We start from the raw sequence: 22,765 nt of genomic DNA on the forward strand, positions 1-22,765 counted from the left end.
CCGCCCGAAGTAGACGTTGCGCCCGCCCAGCCGTACGCCGAGCACGCCCGCCATCGCCGCCTCGCACTGCCCGGCGTTCGGGCTGGGGTGGTCGTTGCGATCTCGCAGCCACACCCGCCAGGCCCGCCCCCGGTCCCCGTGCGCAGCCGGGGCCACGGCGATGGTGAGCAGCCCGGTCAGCCGGGACGGGGCGAGATTGAGCAGGTCGTCCAGCCGGGCGGACGGGGTACCGAAGCGGGCGTACCGGGGCGACCGGTGACCGACCATCGCGTCGAGGGTGTTCGCCGCGCGGTAGCCGAGCAGGCCGGGCAGCCCGGCGACCGCCCCCCACAGCAGCGGCGCGACCACCGCGTCGGAGGTGTTCTCCGCCACGGACTCGACGGTCGCGCGGGCCAACTCGGGCTCGTCCAGCGTGGACGGGTCCCGTCCGCACAGGTGCCCCAGCCGACGACGGGCCGCCGGCAGGTCCCCGCCGCGCAGCGCGCGGCCCATCATCTTCGCCTCGTGGCGCAGGGTGCGCCCGCCGAGCACCGTCCAGGTGGCGGCGGCCATCAGCACGGCCCGGCCGACCGGCCGGCGTCGGGTGGCCACCGTCGCCGCCACCCCGACCAGCACCGGTACGCCCACGGCGAGCGCCGTGAACGTCGTGCCCGCGGCCCGGTCCGGCCGGTACACGCGCCGTTCCAGCGCACCGGCCGCCCGACCGAAGCCGGCCACGGGATGCCAGCGGCGCGGGTCACCGAGCAGGGAGTCCAGGGCATACCCTGCCACCAGCCCAGCCGCGTTAGCACGGCGACCGACTGCCGCACTGCCACCACCTTCCGTCGGCCAGCCTAGCCGCCCCCGGGAACCCCCACACCGATCCACCCACAGCCGGACCCGACTAGGGCGGGCGACCTGGGCGGGGCGGCCCCGGACGGGGCGGGGCGAAGCTGGGCGGGCCCGGACGGCTCGGCGGGGCGGGATCATGTCGGCGACATGGGTGTCCTGGCGCAGGGATGCCCCCATGTCGCCGACATGGCTACCGCCCGAGGGCCCCGCCCCGTGTCGGGCCCCGTCCCGGCCGGCTTCCACCCCCCGGCCAGCCCCGCCCCCCGTCGAGCCCCGGCGAGCGTCCGCCGCAGGCCGTCAGGCCGACACGCCGACCCGGCCTCGGCCCCGCCGGCCGCGCCTGGTCGGAGTCACCCCGCCGGACTCTCCGCCGGACGGCTCGGGGTCGTCGAGCCCGGCCGGGGACGGGTCGCCCCCGGCCACGCCCGGCCCGGCCAGTTCCTCGTCCCCGCCGAACCCACCGCCCTCGCCGAAACCGTCGCCGGAGCCGTCGCCCTCGCCGAAGCCGTCGTCGAACCCACCGCCCTCGCCGGAGCCGTCGCCGAACCCGCCGTCGTCCCCGGAGTCGTCGTCCAGGTCGTCCCGTTCGCCGAGGTCACCCAGGCCGTGCGGGTCACCCAAGCCGTGCGGCTCACCCAAGCCGTGCCGATAGTTGGAGCCGGGCGTGCCGTTGGAGCCGCCCAGGACGTCCGAGCCGTACGGGGCGTCCGAGCCACGCGGGTCGAAGGAGGCGCGGGCCGGGTCGAAGTCGCGCGGCTCGAAGTCCTCGCCGAAGGGGCGGTCCTCCGGCCCGCTGGGTGCCTGCCCGCGCGGGACCCGCTCGGTCGGCTCACCGTGCACCCGGGTCTCTGTTTCGGCGTCCTCGACCGTGCTGGTGACCATGTTCGGCCGGTTGCGCAGGAACCGGCCCCGCCCCCGGGACAGGTCGTGGCCGACGGCGACCGCCTCCAACTCGTACACCGTGCGGTGGTTGCCCGCGTCGTCGGTCCAGTCGCGGGTGTAGAGCCGGCCGACGACCATCACCGGGTCGCCGACCATCACGGAGGCGGCCACCCCCTCAGCCAGCTTCCGCCAGCAGTTGACGCGGACGCGGAGGCTGTTGCCGTCCACCCACCGGCCGCTGTCCCGGTCGAGCCGGCGGGCGGTGGAGGCCACCTTGAAGTTGGCCACCAGCGTGCCGCTCTGGGTAGTGCGCCGCCACTCCGGCGCAGTCAGCACATTGCCGACAATCGTGACGTAGGTGTCGAACATCGCCCCTCCAGGGATGATCCGGGCCTGCCATTGGTGAGTCGACTCGCCGCCGACACTGGCCGCTCCGGCCAGCCCCTCGCCACCGCCCGGCCCCCGCCTGTGGACAACCCGATGCTCTGTGGACAAAGACCTGATCAAGCTCGGGTGTGCTAGGCCCTGCCCGAGTGCGCGCGGGCGGCCCCACCGCAGGCGTTTCCGGACGGACCGTGACTGGGTACAGCTTTGATCAACCGAGCACCGCCGACGGCACGCCGTCCGATCAGAAAGGCCACGGGACATGACTTCCTGCCGACCCCGTACGACCGGCTCCGTCCGCACCGAGGGCAAGGCGCTGCGATGAGCGCCGTGGCGAACCCAGCGACCGTGGCCGAATGCCTGCGCGTCGGGGCGGGCTTCTCCCAGGGTGACCGGAACTGGATCGCCGAGCAGTTCGCCACCCTCGACGCCCGGTTGGCCGGCTTCCACGCCGACGCCACCGAGCTGGAGGTGTCCGTGAAGGACCGGGAGGCCCGGGGGCAGAAGGTCACCCTGGAGTGCTGGATCGCCGGCCGGCAGAAGATCGTCACCACCTCCGCAGAGGAGGACCTGCACGCCGCGCTCAACGACGTCCGGGACGACCTGCGCCGCCGGCTCAACGATGCCAAGACCCGGCAGGAGCCGCGCAACAACAAGCGGCTGCGCGACACCGGCCAGCCCGAGGCGGGCCAGCCCGAGGCGGGGCCGGACGGGGGCGACCTCGACGACGACGCGCCCCGGGCCGACGCCGGGACTGCCTGATCCGACCGGCGGTGAGGTGGTGTACGCCACGGCGGTGCGCCACCTCACCGCCGGGGCTACCGTCGGGTAGCTTGCGGGCGTACCGTCGCGTTCGTGGAACCGGATGTGCTGGGGCCGCCGTACGAGCGGCAGACGATCGACCTGGGCACCGACGACGAGGGGCCGGTCGTCGCGACCCTGGTGCGCCGCCGGGCCGACCGCCCGACCCGCCGTGCGGTGCTCTACGTGCACGGCTACGTCGACTACTTCTTCCAGACCCACGTGGCCGACTTCTTCGCCGAGCGAGGCTGGGACTTCTACGCCCTCGACCTGCGAAAGTACGGCCGCAGCCTGCTCGCGCACCAGACCCCGAACTTCTGCCGCGACCTCGGCGACTACTTCCCCGAGCTGGACGCCGCCGCGCAGATCGTCCGCTCCGAAGACGGCCACGACACACTGCTGGTCATGGGTCACTCCACCGGCGGCCTGATCATCTCCCTCTGGGCCCACGCCCGGCGCGACGCCGGCATCATCGACGGGCTCGTCCTCAACAGCCCCTTCTTCGACATCAACGCTCCCTGGATGGTCCGCAGACCCCTCGCGGCGGCCGTCTCCCGCCTGGGCCGCAGGGCGCCGCGCCGCCGGCTCCCATTCGGCCTCGGCACCGTGTACGGCGAGAGCCTGCACGCCGAGCATCGCGGCGAGTGGACGTACGATCTGGCCTGGAAGCCGCTCGCCGGGTTCCCGGTCCGCGCCGGCTGGCTGAACGCGGTCCGCACCGGGCAGCGGCAGCTCCGTGCCGGCCTCGACATCCCGGTGCCGGTGCTGCTGGCCTGCTCCACCCGCACCTTCCGAGGCACGAAGTGGCACGACTCGGCGGCGCTCGCCGACGCCGTCCTGGACGTGGAGCACATGGTCCGCTGGGCTCCCCGCCTCGGCCGGCACGTGACCCTGGCCCGCTTCGACGGCGGCATGCACGACCTGACCCTCTCCGGCCCCGCCGTACGGGAGAAGGTCTTCACCGAAGTGGGCCGATGGGCGGAGGCTTTCCTCGGTGCCGGCCCGACGCCTGAGGTGCCGGCCAGCCGGCCGCCGGCCGAGGCGGGCGCGGAGGTCGCCGCACCGAGCTGACCGGGCGAATCAGGGGTGCCCGGCGGGGGCAGGCCATGCGACGCTGAACGGGCCTCGACAGGCTGCCCCATCGCGCCAGACCCCCTCGGCACGGCGGTACCCTCTTGGCGCACGACCAACAGCGCGCCCGTAGCTCAGCGGATAGAGCAGGGGACTTCTAATCCCAAGGCCGCAGGTTCGAATCCTGCCGGGCGCACAGGACTTTCTTCCATCCGAACCAGCCGCGTGGGGCTACACGTGGTGCGAACGAGCTAGGTTGCCGCGTGGACGATGGCGCGGCAACGTCGCTCGGGCCGGCCAACACGAGCGCGGTAACCGGGCCGTCTTCTGGGCCGAGCACCACGACGCCTGAAACCCGCTGAACCATCTCGACAAGCGGTCTGCCGAGATGAACGCCGGTTGCCGAGATGGGCCAGCGGAGAGGACGGCAAGCGGTACACCGTGGTCAGCTACGCCATTGACGACGGCGACGGCCGGGTCCGCATGTCAGTCACCGTGGACGATGGCGGCTCGTCGGCGTTGGCACCGCTACTGAGAGACGGAATCATGAAACCGGACGACACCTTCATCACGTGACCTCTTCGGTGTAAAGGAACGATCACCGGCTCGTGAGCTGCCCTGCCGACTTCGTTGAGCTGGCCGAACGGTCCGTCACCGTCCATGACGTCCACCGTCGCCCACGCCCGTCGTCACCCGGTTAGTCACTCATCCGCAGCACGGGGAAAGACCCTCGTACACATGGCCTCGGCAACGCGTAGCCCTTCATCCTCCTCGTAGATACAGGCCGCGCAAATGGAAAGGTCCCGACTGTCCGGCCTCGGGTGAACCTGCGGCGCGTGCCCGCACTCGAGACAGGGCCTAGCTTCCTCGCTGGTCACGCGGCGATCCTTGCAAATCTGCACGCTCAGCTTGGGCATCGGGTGCCGTAGGTAGCCGGTCAGCCTGACAAAACACGAAGCGTCGAGCATACCGCCCGCCAGGGTGCCGCTCCTCGCCCCTGTTGACCGCTGCATCGGGCACGCATCCGGCACGGCGCCCGGGTGACGTGGTCCTGGTCAGGGCGACCAACAGCACCGTGCTCGTGGACAGGCTGATCGAGGAACCCGGCGCTGTCAGCGCATAGCCGTCAGGCGGACAGGGCGACCTCGGCGCGGCGGCCCAGGCCGTCCAGGATCGCCGCGCCGTAGCCGGTCACGTCACCGGTGCCCATCGTCAGCACCACGTCACCCCGCCCGGCCATCCGCGCGATCACCCGGGCCGCGTGGTCCGGTCCGAGGGGCAGGCAGTAGGCACCGTCGCGCAGCCTGGCCGCGATCGCGTCGGTGTCGGCCAACGGACGGCCGTCCGACAGGTTGTCGGGTACGTCGAGCAGCAGGACGTAGTCGGCGTTGTCCGCCAGGACGCGGCCGATACGCTCGTCGAGGGCGAGCACGCGACCGATGCGCTCGCCGAGGGCGAGGACGCGGGCGTGTCCGGAGGGCTGGAACACCACGAACACCCGCCCTCGGGCCAGGGTGCGCGCGGCTTGCAGGTCGGCGGCGATCTCGTTCGGGTGGCTGGCGTAGGAGTCGATCACCGTCACTCCGGCCCGGGTGTCGATGTGCTCGAACCGGCGGCGCACCCCGGCGAAGGTACCCACCGCTGCGGTCACGTCGGCGGGGTCCAGCCCGAGGGCCACCGCGCAGGCCACGGCCGCCGCCGCGTCGTGCAGGTGGTGCGTCGCCGGGGTCGGCAGGGTCAGCCGTGTCTCGGTGCCGTTCGGCATCCGCACCGTCGCGGACACCGACCAGCCCTCGGCGTGCACGTCCAGGAGCCGGACGTCGGCCGCGCGGTCCCGCCCGCAGCGCAGCACCATCAAATCGGGGCGCTCGTCGGCGATGACCTGGGCGGCCACCGTCGCGCCCACACAGTCGGCGTTGACGATCAGGAACCCGTCCGGCGCGACCCGGCAGCCGAACTCGACGTAGGCGCGCAGCACGTCGGCGCGGCTGACGAAGCTCGGGTGATCGTCGGTCACGTTCGTGACGACCGCCAGTGACGGGGACAGGAGGTGGAACGAACGGTACGACTCGTCCGCCTCCGCTACCAGCAGCCGGGACCGGCCGAGGTGGGCTCCAGAACCCGGCCCCGTCAGGTCGGCGCCGATCAGGTACGTCGGGTCCTGCCCGAGGGTGCGCAGGATGTGGACCAGCATGCCCGCCGTGGTGGACTTGCCGTGCGAACCGGACACCGCCACCAGCCGCCGCCCGTCGGCCAGCTTGTCGAGGACCTGTGCCCGGCGCACCACCGGGATGCCGGCGGCACGGGCCGCGCGAACCTCCGGCGCGTGCCGCGCGCCCGTGGTGTGCACGACGCAGCTCGCGCCCTCGACATACGCCGCGTCGTGGCCCACGCGTACCCGCACGCCGGCCGTGCGCAGCGCCGCGAGGATGTCCGAGTCGTGGATGTCGCTTCCGCTGACCTGGTGGCCCAGCTCGGCCAGCAGCCGGGCCAGGCCGGACATCGCGGGCCCGCCGACGCCCACGAGGTACGGGCGGGACAGGTCGATCGGGCCGGAGTGCGAATCGATCGTGTCGGTCATGATGCCGGCTCTCCTTGGTTGTGCGGGATGACGGATACCGGGTCAGCCGTGGTCAGCCGTGCGCCGACCGGGGTTGCCCGCAGCCCGGCCGGCTGAACGAAGATCGACCGGCGGGCGACGGCATCGCCCCTGTCGTCCAGTTGGTACACGTCGAGCCACATCCACCGGTCGTAGGTGATCCAGTCGAGCACCCGGATGACCCGGCACATGATCGGCTCGACGAACTGCACGCTCGCCGCGCGGGTCACCTGCACCAGGTCGCCCGCCTTCAGCGGCGACGTGCTCATGGCCGACCCCCGCGCCGGCACCTGGCGGCGGCCGGTCACGGCTCCTCCCCCTCCCCGAAGAATAGCGCCGCCCCGGCCACACATTTCGCGGCGAGCGAGACGGCGGGCTGTTGTAGACGCCATTTTTGACGCCCCTCACAGCCATGCGGATATTCGACATCCTGTGACACCGCCAGCACCTTGCGCAACACCTCCCATCCCCCTAATCTCAAGTCGAATTGACGCACGAAGAATGAAGGAGAGAAATGCGCGAGCGGAAACACCGCCTGTTGCAGGAGAACTGCGGTGATGTTGCATGACGGATGAAACAAGCGGGTCGACCGTTCCCCGGCGGCAGCTCGGCAGGCTGCTCACGCAGCTTCGCGAGGACGCCTCGGTCTCGCTGGACGCCGCAGCCGAGGGGCTGGACTGCTCGCGGCAGAAGGTGTGGCGCATCGAGAAGGGTCTGGTGCCGGTCCGGGTGGTGGACGCCCGCGCCATGTGCGAGATGTACCGGGTGCCGGAGGACATGAAGGCGATCGTCACCGGCCTCGCGAAGGAAACCCGCGCCAAAGGCTGGTGGCACTCGTACGGCGAGATCGTCCCACCATGGTTCTCGCTGTACGTCGGGCTAGAGTCATCGGCCGCCCTCATGCGGCGATACGACTCGGAACTAATCCCAGGATTACTCCAAACAAGGGAATACGCCGCCGAACTGTTCCACCGCAAGAATCCCACGATGAGCGAGGCGGAGCGGGAGAAGCTCGTCGAGGTGCGGATGCAGCGCCAGCACGTCCTGATGCGGCGGCTGCCCAGCGCGCCCACGCTGAAAGTGGTGATGAGCGAGGCCGTGCTGCGGCGCACCATCCCGGACCGGCAGGCCATGGCCGGGCAACTGCGGCACCTGCTCGACGTCGCCGCGCTGCCGAACGTGAGCCTGCGCGTCCTCCCGCTGGCCGCCGGGCCGCCGCTGGCCAGCGAGACGGGCACCTTCGTCCTGCTGGACTTCCCGCAGGCGTTCGGCCGGGCCTCGACCGAGCCGACCACCGTCTATCTAGAGAACATCACCGGCGCTCTCTATCTCGACAAGCCGGCCGAGGTCGCCGCCTACGAGCACGTCTGGTCCGACCTGGAGACGCTCGCGTCGGATGAGGCAGAATCAGAGAAAATGATCAAAATGATCATCGAGGAGCGCGCATGAGTGACCTTGCCGGTGCCGTCTGGCGCAAGAGCACCCGCAGCGGCGGCAGTGGCGGCGACTGCGTCGAGGTGGCCGACAACCTGCCCGGCGTCGTGGGCGTGCGGGACAGCAAGGACCAGGCCGGGCCGACGCTCACGTTCGCCCCGACGGCCTGGTCGGCCTTCGTGGGCCAGCTGCGGCGCGGGCCGCGCTGACCGATCGGGGCCGCCCACCTTGCCGGCGGGCGGCCCCGAACCCGCGAAGGGCCACGACCGGCAGGTCAGCCCCGGCCGGGGTGGCCGCTGACCAGGGTGGTCAACGAGCGCGGTGCCAGTTCGACCGTCGGGTGCCCGCCGTGCCCGGTGACGAGCCCGGGGGCCTCCTCCAGCTTGTGCGTCGAGTCGGTGAGGTACGCGGTCGGCTTCCTCAGGTCGACGGTGGTCCGTACGGTCTCGGTCGAGGTGTTGATGATCTGCACCACCTCGGTGCCGTCGGCGTTGCGGTACGCCGACACCGCCAGGCCCGCCGGCGTGCCGTCGACGCCGATCCGGACCGCGCCGGGACGGATGAACCGGCTGTACGCGGCGAAGGCGTACAGCCGGGACGACACCCGGTAGCTGTCGGTGGTGTTGTCGACCTGGACGAGGGCCGCCGTCGCGCCCCGGGAGGAACCGAGCCAGTAGACGAAGGCACTGGCGTCCGCCTTCGCGAGGGTGTCGTGGATGCGCTGGGCGACCGCGATGCCGTCGGTACCCTTGCCGCTGTCCCACGCCTCGTTCCAGCCGTCGGAGACGCTCGACGGGGCCCACTCCGTCATCCAGACGGGTGCCGTGATCGGCAGCGGGCGATCCGCGGGGCTGGCGTAGCCGTGCCCGGTGAACAGGTCCAGGTGGCGGCGGGCCTCCGGGTCCGCCTCGATCGCCTGGGCGTACGCGTCCGACTGCTGCCAGCCGAACGAGTCGCAGCAGGCCAGGTCCACCCCGGCCTGCTCGGCGATGGGGCCGATGACCTTCACGAACTCGGCCGCCTGCGCCGGGGTGAACCGCATCGAGGCGTACGGGGCGGTCCAGTCGGGCTCGTTGGTGAACCCGATCTCGTCGATCCGGATGCCCTCGCGCTGGTAGAACTTGGCGTACTGCACGAGGTAGCGCGCATACGCCTCGCGCCAGTCGCCGCTGGCGCAGGTCACGCCCGCCAGGCCGCAGAGGCTCCCGCCGTTGGCGTCGGTCCCGTTGTCCTTCATGTACCCCGGGGCGCTCCACGCGTCGGCGTAGAACCGGTTGATCCCGCGCTTGCGCGCCTCCCTGACGTACCACACCTGGCCGCCGTCCCAGCCGTCCCACTGGTAGTTCGGGGTGGCCGCCGGACCGCCCGGGTCGTTCGGCTGGATGGACAGCATGTTGTCGTACACGTCGGTCGTCGACGAGCCGATGCCGAGCCGCAGGATGGTCGGCGCGGCACCCTTCCTCCGGTCGAGGAGCAGGTCGAGGACCTCCGCGCGCTTCGCCTCGGACAGGTTGTGGACCAGCGTGGCGCGCTGGAAGGCGATGGAGTAGCCGAAGCCGTCGATGTGCTGGTGGGTCTCGGCGCGGTCGAGGTCGAGGCCCGGTCGGGGGCCGGCGTGAGCGGGTGTGCCGGCCAGGACGGTGAGGGCCGTGACGGCGGTGACGAGGGTGCGGGATCGAAGCACGAAGCTCTCCTGACGTCGCGCGGGGAGACACTCCGAGCCATACTATCGACATCGATGCACGTCGTAGGATAATCATTTCTTCCGAGACGGGAGACAGGAAGTGTCGACGACCGCGCACAGGAATTTCGGACGACTGGCGCAGGCCCTGGCCGTTGCCGCCGTCCTCACCACCGCCACGCCGGCCCAGGCCGTCACGCCGACCCAGGTCACCACGTCAGCGCAGGCCACCGCGGCGACGCGCAGCCACGTCGCCAGGATCATGGTGGCCGACTCGACCACCCAGACGTTCCGCATTCCCTACGGCGCGTCGATCGCCGAAGGCACCATCACCTTCTACAACCGCAGCCTGAACATCACCGGCTACGTGAAGGCGGTCAGCGCCTCGCGGACCGTGGAATTCATCGGCTACAACGGCAACCTGAGCTGCTATTTCGACGAGACGCGCACCGCCTCCGCGGGCACCACCCGCACTTACGGATTCGACGAGACGTGCGACGTGGCCGGCGGCTTCTACGCGGTCGACGTCTATTTCCCGGTGTAGGTGCCTCACTCACCGTCCCTACGTGTCGGGCACCCCTCAGCCGGCATCCGACGCCACGCCGGCCGAGGACAGCGTCGCCAGGTCCAGTTCGCCGACGGTCTGGCCGCCGCTGCGCTCCCCCGTCGGCCGGAACCCGAGCCGCAGGTAGAACTCCTCCGGCCCGTCCGCACCCGGCTCCCAGGTGGTGAAGATCCGCCGCTCGCCGCGCCGCCGGGCCTCCTCGGCCACGGCCCGGACGGCGAACCGCCCGTACCCGCGTCCCTGCCGCTCGGCGGCGATGTTCAGCCGCCACAGCCCGGAGCGCAGGTCGGTGGGGGCGTCCTCGCTCCACGGGATGCGGAAGAAGCCCATCAGAAAGCCCACCACCTCGTCGCCGTCGTAGACGAGCCGGGGCCAGGCGATGTCCTGCCACGCGTACGCCTCGGCCAGCGACCGGGCGACCGGCTCGACCAGGTGTTCCTGGTCCGGCCGTATTCGCAGGTCGCAGGCGGCGTCGACGTTGCCGGGCGTGATCTTTTCCAAGCGTGGGGTGGCCATCGGGGCACCCTACCGGGTATCCCCGCCTCGGCCCCACCCGGTTTTCCGGTCAGGGCGTGCGGGGGCCGACGCCGTCCTTCGGCGTGGGGGCCACCGGGAACCCGGTCTGGTGGCCGATGAACCGGTCGACGACCTGGCCGGCCGCCCACAGCAGGTACCCCCGGTCGTCCCGGCCGATCGCCCGCCCGTCGGCGTGGCCGACGCTGGCGAGCAGCACCCAGCCCCGCATCCCCGGCGGGCCGCCGGGCGGGCCGGGTCAGGCGGCGGAGGTACGCCGGCCGCCCCGGTCGAGCGCGGCGGCCTCCTCCGGCGTCGGCGCGGTGCCGCCGAGGTGGGCCGGCTGCCACCAGGTGTCGTCCCCGGCCGGGGTGTCCGGGTACGCCCGCTGGGCCCGGTCGACGAGGGCGGTCAGCCGGGTCCTCAGCTCGGCGCTCAGCGCGTTCGCGTCCGGGTGGGCGGCCGGGTCGATCGGCTCGCCAACGAGGATGGTGATCGGGGTGTGCCGGCGGGTGAGCGTCCTCGGCCGGCCCTTCGTCCAGAGCCGCTGGGTGCCCCACAACGCGACCGGCAGCAGCGGCACCTCGGCATCCTGGGCCATCCGGGCCGCCCCGTTCTTGAGGTCCTTCACGGTGAACGAGCGGCTGATGGTCGCCTCGGGGAAGACGCCCACCACCTCGCCGCGGCGCAGCGCGTCCACGGCCGTGCTGTACGACCCGGCGCCGGCCCGCCGGTTCACCGGGATGTGCTTCATGCCGCGCATCAGCGGGCCGGAGATCTTGTGTGCGAACACCTCGTGCTTGGCCATGAACCGGACCAGACGGCCGGACTCGTGCGCGCCGTACCCGCAGAAGATGAAGTCCAGGTAGCTCACGTGGTTGCTGGCCAGCACCGCCCCGCCGGTGCGCGGCACGTGGTGGCTGCCCTCCACGGTCAGGCGAAGGTCGAGGACCCGGAACATCGTCTTGGCGGCGGCGATCACGGGCGGGTACACGAGTTCCGGCATCCGGCGACTTTACCCCGCTGGGGGTGGGGACACGCCAGGGCCGGACCCTCCGTCCCACGCGTGCCGCCACCCCACTGCCACCGCGCCGGCCCCGCCGGTGCCGGTCAGTCGGGAAGGGTTTTCAGGTCCAGCCGGCCGCGGGCGAACGCGTCGACCTTGCCCCACCGGCCCGGGATGTCCAGCACCTCGATCCGGCCCATGCCGCTGGGCAGGCTCGGCTCGACCGACAGGTGCCCCTCGTGCGGCTCGATGCCGAGCATGGTGCGCAGCAGCAGCATCGGGGTGCCGGTCGACCAGGCCTGCGGGCTGCACGCCGTCGGGTACTCCACCGGGAACTTGGTCAGCTCGCGCTGGTACCCGCCGAACGCCTCCGGCAGCCGTCCGTCGAAGTATCGGGCGGCGTCGATGATCCCGTTGGCGATGGTGGCGGCCTCCTCGGCGAAGCCGTACCGGCGCAGCCCCCAGGCGATGAACGAGTTGTCGAACGGCCAGATCGTGCCGTTGTGGTACCCGATCGGGTTGTAGCGGACCTCCCCCTCGGCCAGCGTCCGCACCCCCCAGCCGGAGAACAGCCGGGGCCCGACCAGGTGCTCGGCGATCCGCTCGGCCCGGTCGTGGTCGACGATGCCGCTCCACAGCAGGTGGCCGATGTTGGAGCTGAGCACCTCCGCCCGGCCGCCGTCGGGGTCGAGGGCGAGGGCGTAGAACTGGCCGTCGTCGACCCACCAGTCCCGGTTGAACCGCTCCTTGAGCTGCGCGGCCTGCAACTCCAGGTGGTCGGCGTACTCCGGGTCGCCCCAGTACTCGCGCGCCAACCGGGCGGCCCGGACCTTCGCGTCGTACGCGTACCCCTGCACCTCGCAGGTGGCGCGGGGGAAGGGCAGCAGCGTGCCGTCGCGATACGAGATCGAGTCCCAGGAGTCCTTCCAACACTGGTTCTCCAGGCCGGTGTCGGTGTTGCGCCGCTCGTACCAGATGTAGCCGTTGCCGACCAGGTCGGCGTAGTCGTCGATCCACCTGAGCGCGGCCCGGCACTCCTGCTCCAGTTCCCGCACCAGCGACACGTCCCCGCTCCACCGCTCGTACTCGTCGAGCAGCACCACGAACAGCGGCGTCGCGTCGACCGAGCCGTAGTACGGCGAGTGCGGCTGCTCCTCGAACGCGGCCGTCTCGCCGTAGCGCATCTCGTGCAGGATGCGCCCGGGGTCCTCGTCGCGGAAGTCGTCGAACCGGGTGCCCTGCAACGACGCGAGGATGCGCAGCGTCGTCTTGGACAGTTCCGGGACGAACGGCAGCACCTGTAGGCAGGTCAGGATGCTGTCCCGGCCGAACATCGTCATGAACCAGGGCAGGCCGGCCGCGGGCAGGGCGCTTCCGCCGAGCGACAGCGGCGAGAAGCGCAGCGCGGCGAGGTCGACCAGGCTCCGCTGGTAGGTCCGGGCCAGGTGCTCGGCCTCGCAGTTCAGCTTCGGCGCGGCGGCGATCCACGCCTGGAGGTCCTGCTGGAGGGCCAGCCGCTCGGTGCCGTGTGCCCGCAAGCCCATCCGCAGGTCCCGCCCGCCCGGCCCGATGGCGGAGGTCCGCACGTCGATTTCCGTGCTCCACTGCTCGTTCGGCTCCAGGTGGACGGTGAACGCGAAGCCGTTGCGGTCGTACCGGGCGGTCCGCGAGCAGGAGATGATCGTCTCGCGCCGGAAGTTGCCCCGGTGGTAGCCCAGACGCAGCCGGTCGGCCTCGGCCTCGGCGTACTTCTCGCCCTTCTTGTTCACGATCTCGTCCTTGACCTGGAACAGGTCGGCGAAGTCGGAGTCGACGTCCATCCGGACCTCGAGGTCGACGGGCTTCTCGTCGTGGTTGAGGATGGTGACCTGCTCATGGAAGCTGCCGCCGACGGCCCGCTTGCGGACGATCGACAGCTTCGCGTCGACGTAGTGGGTGGCCATCCCCGGCACCAGGAAGAAGCGCGCCTCGTAGTACTGGAGGTCGTCGTACGACAGGGTGTTGAGCCGCTCGCCGTTGATGGTCAGCACCCAGCGCGACAGGAACCGGGTGTCCAGGGAGAACATGCCGGTGGGCTCGCTCGGCGTCGCTTCGATGTCGCCGGTGTCCTCCGAGACGACGAAGGTGCTGCCGTCCAGGATCCGGACCGTGTTGCTCTGCGGCATCAGCGTGCCTCCCTCTGGACGTGCCGGCGCGGGCCCTGGCTGGTCGGCGGGCCGGGAAAGAGCCGCTCCACCTGCACCACCAGCCGGGGGTCGCCACTGACGGTCATGTCCCCGCGCAGGATCGCCGCGATGCCGTGCGAACGGCCGGCGGCGAGTTCCTCGAAGAGGGCGGGGCTGATCCCGATGACGGTGTCCGCCTCCTGGTCCTCATGGCTCACCCGCAACCGGCCCCGGTCGATCGCCACCGTCCAGTGGCTGGTGCGCGGGCCCTCGCGCAGGTCGAAGCGGATGGTTCCGGATGTCTTGACCAGCAGCGGTTCGTACCCCCGCCGGTTCAGGTCCTCGAAGAATCTGGTGGTCGCGTCCGGCATCGGTCCCTCCCTCCCGTCACGCCGCAGCGTTCGACGTCGCAGGAGGGGTCCCCGTCGGGCACGGGGTCAATCTCGCCCGGATCGGGTGAGGCGCGGCGCGGCGCGGGCACGACGCGACGCCGGCCCCGGTGCGGGGCCGGCGTCGCCGCGGCGGACGGTCAGTTGTTGGGGTCCTCGGCGCTGATGCCCGCCAGCACCGACTGCGGTTCGCGCTCGACCGCGAGGTCGCCAATGGAAATCAGCCCGACCAGCCGGCCGCCGTCGATCACCGGCAGCCGGCGCACGGCGTACGTGCGCATCAGGTCGGCGGCGGCCACGGCGTCGTCGTACTGACTCACCGTGATCACGTCGCGGCTGGTGATGCGGTTGAGCGGGGTCTTGCTGGGGTCGAGTCCCTCGGCGACGCCGCGGACCGTGATGTCCCGGTCCGTGACGATGCCGACCACATCGTCGCCGGCGGTGACGACCACGTCGCCGATGGCGCTGTCACGCATCTCCCGCGCCGCGGCGGTGAGCGTCTCGTCGCCGTCCATCGTCACCAACCGGGTCGTCATGAACTCTCCGACCGTTGTCATGGTGCTCCCCTCTCGGTGTCGGCACCGCCGTCTACCCGCCGGCCCGACGGGGTAACGCGACGCCACCGCACCGGCAGGCGACCGGCCGTCAGCGGAGGTCGGCGGCGACGAGTTCGGCGAGCTGGACCGCGTTGAGGGCGGCACCCTTGCGCAGGTTGTCGTTGGAGCAGAACAGGGCGAGGCCGTGCTCCACCGTCTCGTCGGCGCGGATGCGGCCCACGTACGTCGGGTCCTGGCCGGCGGCGTCCAACGGCGTCGGCACGTCGGACAGGGCCACGCCGGGGGCCCCGTCGAGCAGCTCACGGGCCCGCTGCGGGCTGATCGGCCGGGCGAACCGCGCGTTGATCTGGAGCGAGTGGCCGGTGAAGACCGGGACCCGCACGCAGGTGCCGGAGACCTTCAGCCCGGGGATCTCCAGGATCTTGCGGCTCTCGTTGCGCAGCTTCTGCTCCTCGTCGGTCTCCGCCGAGCCGTCGTCGACGATCGAGCCGGCGAGCGGGAGCACGTTGAACGCGATCGGCCGGGCGAAGACCCGGGGGGTGGGGAACTCCACCGCCGCGCCGTCGAAGGCCAGCCCGGCGGCCTGCTCGGCGACCTTGCGGACCTGTTCCTCCAGCTCGGCCACGCCGGACAGGCCGGCCCCCGACACCGCCTGGTACGTCGAGACGACCAGGCTCACCAGCTCCGCCTCGGCGTGCAGCGGGCGCAGCACCGGCATCGCGGCCATCGTGGTGCAGTTCGGGTTGGCGATGATGCCCCTCGGGCGGTTCGCGGCGGCGTGCGGGTTGACCTCGGCGACCACCAGCGGGACGTCCGGATCCATCCGGAACGCCGACGAGTTGTCGATCACCACCGCGCCGGCCTCGGCGACCCGGGGGGCCAGCTCCCGCGCGGTGCCCTTGCCGGCGGAGAAGAGCACGATGTCCAGGCCCGAGTAGTCGGCCGTGGCCGCGTCCTCGACCGTCACCTCGCCGCCGCGCCACGGCACGGCACGCCCGGCCGACCGGGCGGAGGCGAACAACCGCACCTGCTCCGCCGGGAACTCGCGCTCCGCCAACACCTGCCGCATCACGCCACCGACCTGGCCGGTGGCCCCCACAATGCCGATCCTCATGCCCGCGAGGCTACCCAGGTCGGTGCCCGGGCCGGGAACGCTTTCCCACCGCCCGGCCCGGGACCGGTGGCCACCCGCCCGGCCCGGAAGCCACCCCGCGCCGCAACGACAGCGCCGCCAGGGCATGCCACGGCGGAAATTCCCGGGGCGCGGTCGGGCTCCGGCCGGAACATTCCCACCCCCGGCCGGGCCGCCCCGCCCGCCGGCACGCGACGCGAATCACACCCCGCCGGGTCTACGGCTGGGCGTCGACGATCTCCCCGAGGCCGGTGGCCGTCAGCTCGTCGCGGATGAGCGCGGCGTCGCCCTCGACCACCAGGGTCAGCGAATCCGGGTGCAGGTGGGTCGCGGCGGCGGCCGACACCTCGGCCACGTCGGCGGCGAGCAGGGACTCGCGCAGCCGGGCGTGGTGGTCGTCCGGCAGGTCGTGCACGACCAGGGTGGTCAGCGCCGACGCGATCGCCCGGGGGCTCTGCAACTCGACCGAGAGCTGCCCCGCCCGCCAGGACCGGGCCACCGCCAGCTCGTCCTCGGTCACCCCGCCGACGCAGGTACGGGTGATCTCCCCGACCGCCTCGACCAGGGCCGGCGCGGTGACGGCCGTCTGCACCCCGGAGCTGACCGCGAACCGGCCGAACCGGCGGGACGAGGCGAAGTCGCCCCGGATGCCGTAGGTGTAGCCGCGCACCTCGCGGATCAGGTGGTTCAGCCGGGAGGTGAACGCGCCGCCCAGCACCGTGCCGGCCAGGGTCATCGGCACGTGGTCGGGGTGCGCCCGGTGCGGGGAGGGATGACCCAGCCGCAGCGTGGACTGCACCGACCCGGGCCGGTCGACCAGGAGGATCCGGCGTCCGGCACGCAACGGCACGTCGATCGGGCCCTCCGGGGGCACCGGGCCGCCGCCGGTGCCGGCGAAGGCCGCCGCGCCGAGCGCGTCCAGGTCGAGCCGGTCCAGGTCACCGGCGACGATCAGGGTGCCGGGGCGGAGGAACCACTCGGAGTGGAAGACGGTGACGTCCTCCACGTCCAGGGCCGCCACCGAGTCCGGGTCGCCGTACATGGGCCGGCCCCAGCGGTTCTGGGCGCCGAACAGGTCGGCCCGCAGCGCCGCCTCGGCCCGGGGGCCGGGGTTCGCCCAGTCCATCCGCAGGGCGGTCGCCTCGTCGTCGCGGACCCGCCGCACGTCGTCCGGGTCCAGCCTGGGCGTGCGGACCGCCTCGGCGAGCAGCTCGACGGCAGCGCTCAGCCGGCCCACCGGCACCTGGACGCTGACCTGGAACGAGTCCCAGTCGAGCCCGGTCACCAGCTCGGTGCCCAGCGCCTCGATGGCGAGCGCGTAGCCGGTGGCGTCCCGCTGCGCGGTGCCCTCCTCCAGCGCCTTGGCCAGCACCGCGCCGAGCCCCTCCCGGCCGACCGGCTCGCGGCCGGCACCGGCGTCGAGCAGCAGCAGCGCCACGGCCAGGTTCTGCCCGGGCAGGTGCGCGGCGACGACCCGACCGCCGGCCACGTCGCGGCGCACCACCTGCGGGAACCGGTACAGCCGGGCCAGCCCCGGCCCGGGACGATCGGCGATCAGGCTCATGCGGTCTCCTCGGGCAGGTAGGTCAGGGTGACCCGGTCCTCGGCGCGCAGCGCCTCGGCGGCGAGTTCGGCGATCTGTTCGGCGGTCACCGCGAGCCAGGCGGGCAGCCGCTCGGCGGCCTTCGCCGGGTCGCCGAACTGGGTGGCGTACCGGCCGAGGGTGTCGGCCCGGCCGTCGACCGTGGACATCTGCCGCCACCACGCGGTGCTGAGCAGCGCCTTGGCCCGGTCCAGCTCGGCGGCGGTGACGGGCACGGTCGCCAGCTCGTCGACGACCTCGGCCACCCCGGCGGCCAGCCGCTCGCCGGTCACCCCGGGCCGAGCGGTGGCGGTGACGATCAGCGGGGCCGGCGCGTGCCGCAGGTCCACCCCGTACGCGCCGACCAGGTCGGGCTGGGCGAGCCGCTCCCCGTCGGCCAGGCGCTGGTAGAGCCGGCTGCCCCGGCCGCTGCCCAACACGGTGGCCAGGACGGTCAGCACGTCGTAGCCCGGGGTGCCGAACGGGTGGGTGCGGTGCGCGACGAACACGCGGGGCGCGGGCACGGCGGCGGTGACGGTCTCCGCCACCGGCGCGCCGGCGGCGGGCACGTGCCGGCCGTCCGGCGCTGCCGGAATCGACTCCCGGGCCGGGATGGCGCCGAAGTACTTGTCGGCCAGCGCGAAGACCTCGACCGCGGAGGCGTCGCCGACCACGGTCAGCACGGCGTTGTTCGGCGCGTAGTACGTGCGGTGGAACGCCTGGAAGGTGGCCAGGTCGGCGGCGTTCAGGTCCGCCATCGACCCGATCGTCGCGTGGTGGTACGGGTGACCGGGCGGGTAGAGCAGCGGCAGCAGCCGCAGCCACGCGTCGCCGTACGGGACGTTCTCGTAGCGCTGGCGGCGCTCGTTCTTGACCACGTCCCGCTGGTTGTCCAGCGTCTCCTGGGTCAGCGCCGGCACCAGGCCGCCCATCCGGTCGGCCTCCAGCCACAGCGCCAGTTCCAGGTGCTCGGCCGGGACGGTCTCGAAGTAGTTCGTCCGGTCGGGGTTGGTGGTGGCGTTGAGCGAGCCGCCGGCGCCCTGGACGAGCTTCATGTGCTCGGTCTTCGCCACGTTCACCGAGCCCTCGAACATCAGGTGCTCGAAGAGGTGGGCGAACCCGGTCTGCCCGTCCGGCTCGTGCCGGGAACCCACGTCGTACCAGAGGTTCACCGCGACCGCAGGCGCGGTGCGGTCCTCGCTCACCACCACGCGCAAGCCGTTGTCCAGTCGGGTCGTTTCGATCGGCCAGGGGTAACCGCTGTCGGGCATGGCCCGACGCTATCCGATCTCACGGTCGCAGCGGTGGCGCCTTGGGTCGGCGCGGCGGCCCCACCGCCGGCCGAACGCCGGACCCGCCGGACCCGGGCGGCGGGCGCTACCCGGGGCCGGCGTCGTGACGTGGGGGCTCAGTCCGGGGGCTCGATCGCCGGCACCGTCTGGTCCGACGTGCGGTGCTCCAGCAGGGTGTCGGGGGCGGCGTTGCGGTCGTCCTCCCTGCGGTCGGACTCGGCGAGGATCGCCTCGGCCTGGGCGTGCGGGTCGTCGCTGCCGGCCGCCGCCTCCTCGGGCAGCAGGTGCGCGCGGGACTCGATCCGGTGGGCGTCAGTCTGATCGTGGCTCATACCGGGCCTGTACCCCGTCGATGGCTCAGCGGAACGGGCCACGCACCTCGTAGGTGATCCCGCCCGAGGACGAGCCGGAGGTGCCCCGCTGGGAGGAGAAGTAGAGCCGGGTGCCGTCCGGGGAGAAGGCGGGGCCGGTGATCTCGGACGAACTCTGGCCGGTGATCCGGAGGAAGGGCGCGACCACCTCGTCCGGAGTGATGACGTTCATTTCCATGTTGCCGCCGTCCTCGGCCACGTACAGGTCCCCGGAGCGGGCCCCGACGATGTTGTCCACCCCGGTCAGGGGAGCGCCGCCGCCGGCCACCAACGAGTCGTCGTACGCCAGGTCGATGCGCTGCGCGACCGCGTCGTACGCCCAGACCCGGTTGTCGCCCTTGGTGGTGAACCAGCAGGTCCCGTCGGCGTACCAGCAGCCCTCGCCGCCGTTGAACTTCTTCGCGCCGGAGACCTGCTGGCGGGTGTACGTCGGCGAGCCGTCCGGGTCCGGCACCCGGGCCCAGGTGACCGGGCCGCTGGTGGCGGTGCCGGCGACCAGCACCTCCAGGGTGCCGGCGGACAGGTCGCCCCAGACGGTCGGCCGGAACCGGTAGAAGCAGCCGCTCGACTCGTCCTCGGTCAGGTAGATGACCTGTCGGACCGGGTCGGCCGCCGCCGCCTCGTGCTTGAACCGGCCCAGCGCCGGCCGCTGCACCGCCGTCGTGCCGCCCTGCGGGTACGTCTCGTAGACGTACCCCCGGCTGACCTCCTCGCAGGAGAGCCAGGTGCCCCACGGGGTCGCGCCGCCGGCGCAGTTCTGGTTGGTGCCGGACAGGATCCGGTACGCCGCCGCGATGGTCCCGTCGGCGTTGAATCGCACCGCCGACGCCCCACCCCCCGGGGTGATCTCGGAGTTCGAGACGTAGATCCAACCGGTTCCGGCGGGGAAGCAGGCCCCGCCGTCGGGGGCGTCGTGCCACGAGTACGTGGTGCCGGCGACCACCTGTCGGGAGCGGGCGACCACCCGGCTGGTGAACCCGGCGGGAAGCTGGATGCCGTTGCCGTCGGCGGTGCCCAGGGGCCCGTACGGTCCCGCGCCGGGCTGGGCGGGGGCGGCCAACGCGGCGGACGACCAGAGGCTGCCGGTGAAGGCGGCGGCCCCTCCGGCGGCGGTGGCGCGCAGCAGCGTACGACGATCCATTCGAACCTCCAGGCGATGGCGTGTGCGGCCGAAGCTACCGAGCAAGACATCGATGAAGGTGAACGCGAGGCGAGGCTTTCCCGACGACCGGATGAGCCTTTCCCGCTACGTCGGGTACGCTGGTCGGCGTGACGCGGTCGTATCGATGGTTTAGGCAGCCGGCTGGAGGAGCCGGTGACTTCACCATGATCTGACGTCACTCCTCTTCGAGCCGGCCGGGCAGGGGCCTGAATCCCTGCCCTTTTGCGTACGAGCAGCCGGCTCGACCTCGGGCGCCGGCCCCGGGGCACGGTCGGCGGAAGGAATCCCACCGTGACGACCCCGGACAGCCATCGCGTGATCGACCAGCGGATCGACCGCGTCGTGCCGTTGACCACCCCGGCCCTGCTGCACCACCACCTGCCCCTGGACGCCGCGCTCACCGAGGCCGTGCTCGACGGCCGGCGCGCGGTCGCCCGGGTGCTGGACCGCGCCGACGACCGGCTGCTGGTCGTGGTCGGTCCGTGCTCGGTGCACGACCCGGCCGCCGCCCTGGACTACGCGGCCCGACTGCGCTCCGCCGCCGACCGGTTCGCCGACGACCTGCTGATCGTGATGCGGGTGTACTTCGAGAAGCCGCGTTCCACGGTGGGCTGGAAGGGCCTGATCAACGACCCGGGGCTGGACGGCTCCGGTGACGTGAACACCGGCCTGCGCACCGCCCGCGCGCTGCTGCTCGACGTACTGCGGCTGGGCCTGCCGGTGGGCTGCGAGTTCCTCGACCCGATCACCCCGCAGTACATCGCCGACACCGTGGCGTGGGGCGCGATCGGTGCCCGCACCGTGGAGAGCCAGGTGCACCGGCAGCTCGCCTCCGGGCTGTCCATGCCGATCGGCATGAAGAACCGCCCCGACGGCAGCATCGGCACCGCCGTGGACGCGATCCGCGCGGCCGGCGTCCCGCACGTCTTCCCCGGCATCGACGTCTCCGGCACCCCGGCGATCATGCACACGCGGGGCAACGCCGACGGCCACCTCGTGCTGCGCGGCGGCAACGACGGCCCGAACTACGACGCCGTCTCCGTCGCCGCGGCGCTGGCGCAGCTGCGCGCGGCCGGCCTGCCGGAGCGGATCGTGGTCGACGCGAGCCACGCCAACAGCGGCAAGGACCACCGCCGCCAGCCGTTGGTCGCCGCCGACGTCGCGGCCCAGCTCGCCGCCGGCCAGCGCGGCATCGTCGGCGTCATGCTGGAGAGCTTCCTGCTCCCGGGCCGGCAGGAGCTGGACCCGACGCGCGAGCTGGAGTACGGCCGCTCGATCACCGACGCCTGCCTGGGCTGGGACACCACCGAGGAGGTCCTCGACGCTCTGGCCACCGCCGTCCGCGCCCGCCGCACCACCCCGGCCTCCACCCCCACCATCCCCACCCCCGCCTGACCCACCCCCGTCGCGCGCCGGCGGGTGGGGGGAGCGACAGTGGCGCCCCGGCCGGAGGCCGGGGCGCCACTGGTGTCGGTGTGCAGGTCGCCTCTCGGCGCGTGGCGCGACGCGGCTCCAGCCGAACGGTATTCCGCGAAGGCATTTCAGGTGAGGCCCGGGGACACTGGGCACACCGACACCCGTCACAACCGACCGGGGCGGGTCGATGTTCCAGCCTCCGACGTGACGGGCGTCACGCTCTCCGGTCGCGGTCCGGTCGGGGCGACGTTTGACCGATTCCGCCTCGGGTAGCTGATCGTCGTGACCGACGAAGCGCCCGTCACGGCCGCCCCGGTGAGCGACGCCGGGCCCGTCGAGGAGCTGGACACCCGGCCCCTCGACGAGCTGCTCGACGACATCTACCGCGGCCAGGAGCGGATCAGCCAGGCGGACATCTACCGCCGGGCCGTCGCCGCCGAACTTCCCGCGGTGCTGCTCACCCGGATCGGCGCCCTCCCCGAGGGGGAGTACGCGGTGGACGAGGCAGCCGACCTGCTGGGCGGATCGGTGCCCTGACACCGGCTCGCACGGCCCCAACCCCGCAGCGCCACCCGCAGCCGCACCAACCCCGGCCCGCACCGGCCATCGAGAGCCACGGAGGGGAGCGAGATGACCGCCCGCCAGGAGCAGCACCACGAGCACATCGAGGCGCTCGGCCGACCGCCGGAGGGCCCGGACACCACGCCCGAGCCGGACTTCGCCAACGAGCACGACCGCACGGCAGTCGACGCGGACGTGATCACCGACGAGGGCGAGCGCGAACCGGAGTCGCCGCACGGCTGGTCCGGCATGCAGCGCTGACGCCGGGGACGACGGCGCGAAGCGCACGCGGCGGCGGCACAGGCGACGACGCGGGACGTACCCGGCGGTAGACGCAGGACGAGGGGAGGGGCCGGCAGCTGCCTCCCCTC

General features: G+C 72.5%; 25 protein-coding genes, 1 tRNA gene and 1 pseudogene. 10 read left to right on the plus strand and 17 right to left on the minus strand.

All coding sequences use genetic code 11. The features are described 5' to 3' along the window. Together MCAG_RS08680 and ssb are read right to left on the minus strand one after the other, a co-directional pair. Positions 1 to 774: cobalamin biosynthesis protein (locus MCAG_RS08680; RefSeq protein ID WP_036376704.1), on the minus strand; the 774-nt coding region annotated here is incomplete at its 3' end. Between the two features lie 666 nt (positions 775 to 1,440). Further along, positions 1,441 to 2,082, minus strand: a pseudogene (gene ssb, locus MCAG_RS34600) (single-stranded DNA-binding protein); the annotation flags it as partial. Between the two features lie 336 nt (positions 2,083 to 2,418). Here ssb and MCAG_RS08690 point away from each other — a divergent pair. The 4 genes from MCAG_RS08690 (at position 2,419) to MCAG_RS35645 (ending at position 4,545) form a co-directional block, all read left to right on the plus strand. Beyond that, entirely contained in the window at positions 2,419 to 2,859 is a 441-nt protein-coding gene (locus tag MCAG_RS08690; RefSeq protein WP_007072591.1) for an HPF/RaiA family ribosome-associated protein, read from the plus strand. 93 nt (positions 2,860 to 2,952) lie between these two features. Next, positions 2,953 to 3,969, plus strand: a complete 1,017-nt coding sequence (locus MCAG_RS08695; protein ID WP_007072592.1) for an alpha/beta hydrolase — start codon at positions 2,953 to 2,955, stop codon at positions 3,967 to 3,969. Between the two features lie 123 nt (positions 3,970 to 4,092). Next, a tRNA-Arg gene (locus MCAG_RS08700) sits at positions 4,093 to 4,165 on the plus strand. A gap of 245 nt (positions 4,166 to 4,410) precedes the next feature. Continuing rightward, positions 4,411 to 4,545: a hypothetical protein gene (locus MCAG_RS35645; RefSeq protein ID WP_255349027.1), complete on the plus strand. Its 135-nt coding sequence runs from the start codon at positions 4,411 to 4,413 to the stop codon at positions 4,543 to 4,545. 550 nt (positions 4,546 to 5,095) lie between these two features. Here MCAG_RS35645 and murC read toward each other — a convergent pair. From murC to MCAG_RS33535, 3 genes are read right to left on the minus strand one after another with little or no spacing between them, the layout of a single operon-like run. Beyond that, a complete protein-coding gene (gene murC, locus MCAG_RS08715; protein ID WP_007072595.1) occupies positions 5,096 to 6,550 on the minus strand; it encodes a UDP-N-acetylmuramate--L-alanine ligase in 1,455 nt (484 codons plus the stop codon). Continuing rightward, on the minus strand, positions 6,547 to 6,837 hold the full coding sequence (locus MCAG_RS08720; RefSeq protein WP_050778166.1) for a hypothetical protein: 291 nt from the start codon (positions 6,835 to 6,837) through the stop codon (positions 6,547 to 6,549). Before MCAG_RS08720 ends, murC begins: the two co-directional genes overlap by 4 nt. A gap of 35 nt (positions 6,838 to 6,872) precedes the next feature. Continuing rightward, the gene (locus MCAG_RS33535; protein WP_007072598.1) at positions 6,873 to 7,148 is read right to left on the minus strand and encodes a hypothetical protein; all 276 of its coding nucleotides are present in this window, start codon (positions 7,146 to 7,148) and stop codon (positions 6,873 to 6,875) included. Between MCAG_RS33535 and MCAG_RS08725 the strand changes: the two genes are divergently transcribed. Both MCAG_RS08725 and MCAG_RS08730 read left to right on the plus strand, forming a co-directional pair. Next, the gene (locus MCAG_RS08725) at positions 7,133 to 8,017 is read left to right on the plus strand and encodes a helix-turn-helix transcriptional regulator (RefSeq protein ID WP_007072597.1); all 885 of its coding nucleotides are present in this window, start codon (positions 7,133 to 7,135) and stop codon (positions 8,015 to 8,017) included. The genes MCAG_RS33535 and MCAG_RS08725 overlap by 16 nt on opposite strands. Beyond that, entirely contained in the window at positions 8,014 to 8,211 is a 198-nt protein-coding gene (locus MCAG_RS08730) for a DUF397 domain-containing protein (protein WP_007072599.1), read from the plus strand. The genes MCAG_RS08725 and MCAG_RS08730 overlap by 4 nt, the downstream gene beginning before the upstream one ends. Positions 8,212 to 8,276: 65 nt before the next feature. On the opposite strand, the gene MCAG_RS08735 is transcribed toward MCAG_RS08730, so the two are convergent. Further along, positions 8,277 to 9,686, minus strand: a complete 1,410-nt coding sequence (locus MCAG_RS08735; protein WP_007072600.1) for a glycoside hydrolase — start codon at positions 9,684 to 9,686, stop codon at positions 8,277 to 8,279. Positions 9,687 to 9,786: 100 nt separating this feature from the next. On the opposite strand from MCAG_RS08735, the gene MCAG_RS08740 reads away from it, so the two are divergent. Further along, positions 9,787 to 10,227 (plus strand): hypothetical protein, encoded by a 441-nt coding sequence (locus MCAG_RS08740; RefSeq protein WP_007072601.1) that lies wholly within the window; start codon positions 9,787 to 9,789, stop codon positions 10,225 to 10,227. A 36-nt stretch (positions 10,228 to 10,263) separates the two neighbouring features. On the opposite strand, the gene MCAG_RS08745 is transcribed toward MCAG_RS08740, so the two are convergent. The 11 genes from MCAG_RS08745 to MCAG_RS08795 form a co-directional block, all read right to left on the minus strand. Continuing rightward, the gene (locus tag MCAG_RS08745) at positions 10,264 to 10,764 is read right to left on the minus strand and encodes a GNAT family N-acetyltransferase (protein WP_007072602.1); all 501 of its coding nucleotides are present in this window, start codon (positions 10,762 to 10,764) and stop codon (positions 10,264 to 10,266) included. A 49-nt stretch (positions 10,765 to 10,813) separates the two neighbouring features. Further along, positions 10,814 to 10,981, minus strand: coding sequence for a hypothetical protein (locus MCAG_RS08750; protein ID WP_157547962.1), 168 nt, complete (start codon positions 10,979 to 10,981; stop codon positions 10,814 to 10,816). Positions 10,982 to 11,020: 39 nt separating this feature from the next. Beyond that, positions 11,021 to 11,767, minus strand: a complete 747-nt coding sequence (locus tag MCAG_RS08755) for a 1-acyl-sn-glycerol-3-phosphate acyltransferase (protein ID WP_007072604.1) — start codon at positions 11,765 to 11,767, stop codon at positions 11,021 to 11,023. 104 nt (positions 11,768 to 11,871) lie between these two features. Continuing rightward, a complete protein-coding gene (locus MCAG_RS08760) occupies positions 11,872 to 13,932 on the minus strand; it encodes a glycogen debranching N-terminal domain-containing protein (protein ID WP_007072605.1) in 2,061 nt (686 codons plus the stop codon). After that, a complete protein-coding gene (locus MCAG_RS08765; protein ID WP_007072606.1) occupies positions 13,932 to 14,303 on the minus strand; it encodes an SCP2 sterol-binding domain-containing protein in 372 nt (123 codons plus the stop codon). The genes MCAG_RS08760 and MCAG_RS08765 overlap by 1 nt, the downstream gene beginning before the upstream one ends. A gap of 158 nt (positions 14,304 to 14,461) precedes the next feature. After that, the gene (locus tag MCAG_RS08770; RefSeq protein WP_007072607.1) at positions 14,462 to 14,878 is read right to left on the minus strand and encodes a CBS domain-containing protein; all 417 of its coding nucleotides are present in this window, start codon (positions 14,876 to 14,878) and stop codon (positions 14,462 to 14,464) included. 88 nt (positions 14,879 to 14,966) lie between these two features. Further along, positions 14,967 to 15,992, minus strand: coding sequence for an aspartate-semialdehyde dehydrogenase (locus MCAG_RS08775; RefSeq protein ID WP_007072608.1), 1,026 nt, complete (start codon positions 15,990 to 15,992; stop codon positions 14,967 to 14,969). A gap of 235 nt (positions 15,993 to 16,227) precedes the next feature. Further along, a complete protein-coding gene (locus MCAG_RS08780) occupies positions 16,228 to 17,574 on the minus strand; it encodes a pitrilysin family protein (protein ID WP_007072609.1) in 1,347 nt (448 codons plus the stop codon). Continuing rightward, entirely contained in the window at positions 17,571 to 18,863 is a 1,293-nt protein-coding gene (locus tag MCAG_RS08785) for a pitrilysin family protein (RefSeq protein ID WP_007072610.1), read from the minus strand. The genes MCAG_RS08780 and MCAG_RS08785 overlap by 4 nt, the downstream gene beginning before the upstream one ends. Before the next feature lie 137 nt (positions 18,864 to 19,000). Then, a complete protein-coding gene (locus MCAG_RS08790) occupies positions 19,001 to 19,216 on the minus strand; it encodes a hypothetical protein (RefSeq protein ID WP_036372882.1) in 216 nt (71 codons plus the stop codon). 25 nt (positions 19,217 to 19,241) lie between these two features. Further along, positions 19,242 to 20,396 (minus strand): alkaline phosphatase PhoX, encoded by a 1,155-nt coding sequence (locus tag MCAG_RS08795; protein ID WP_007072612.1) that lies wholly within the window; start codon positions 20,394 to 20,396, stop codon positions 19,242 to 19,244. 312 nt (positions 20,397 to 20,708) lie between these two features. Here MCAG_RS08795 and MCAG_RS08800 point away from each other — a divergent pair, with 312 nt between their 5' ends. The 3 genes from MCAG_RS08800 to MCAG_RS08810 all read left to right on the plus strand — a co-directional run bounded on the left by MCAG_RS08800 (position 20,709) and on the right by MCAG_RS08810 (position 22,655). After that, complete coding sequence (locus MCAG_RS08800; RefSeq protein WP_007072613.1) at positions 20,709 to 21,812, plus strand: 3-deoxy-7-phosphoheptulonate synthase; 1,104 nt, start codon at positions 20,709 to 20,711, stop codon at positions 21,810 to 21,812. 303 nt (positions 21,813 to 22,115) lie between these two features. Further along, complete coding sequence (locus tag MCAG_RS08805) at positions 22,116 to 22,370, plus strand: hypothetical protein (protein WP_007072614.1); 255 nt, start codon at positions 22,116 to 22,118, stop codon at positions 22,368 to 22,370. A 93-nt stretch (positions 22,371 to 22,463) separates the two neighbouring features. After that, positions 22,464 to 22,655, plus strand: a complete 192-nt coding sequence (locus MCAG_RS08810) for a hypothetical protein (RefSeq protein WP_007072615.1) — start codon at positions 22,464 to 22,466, stop codon at positions 22,653 to 22,655. Positions 22,656 to 22,765: the final 110 nt, after the last annotated feature.

This window comes from Micromonospora sp. ATCC 39149 (assembly GCF_000158815.1).
GTDB lineage: Bacteria > Actinomycetota > Actinomycetes > Mycobacteriales > Micromonosporaceae > Micromonospora.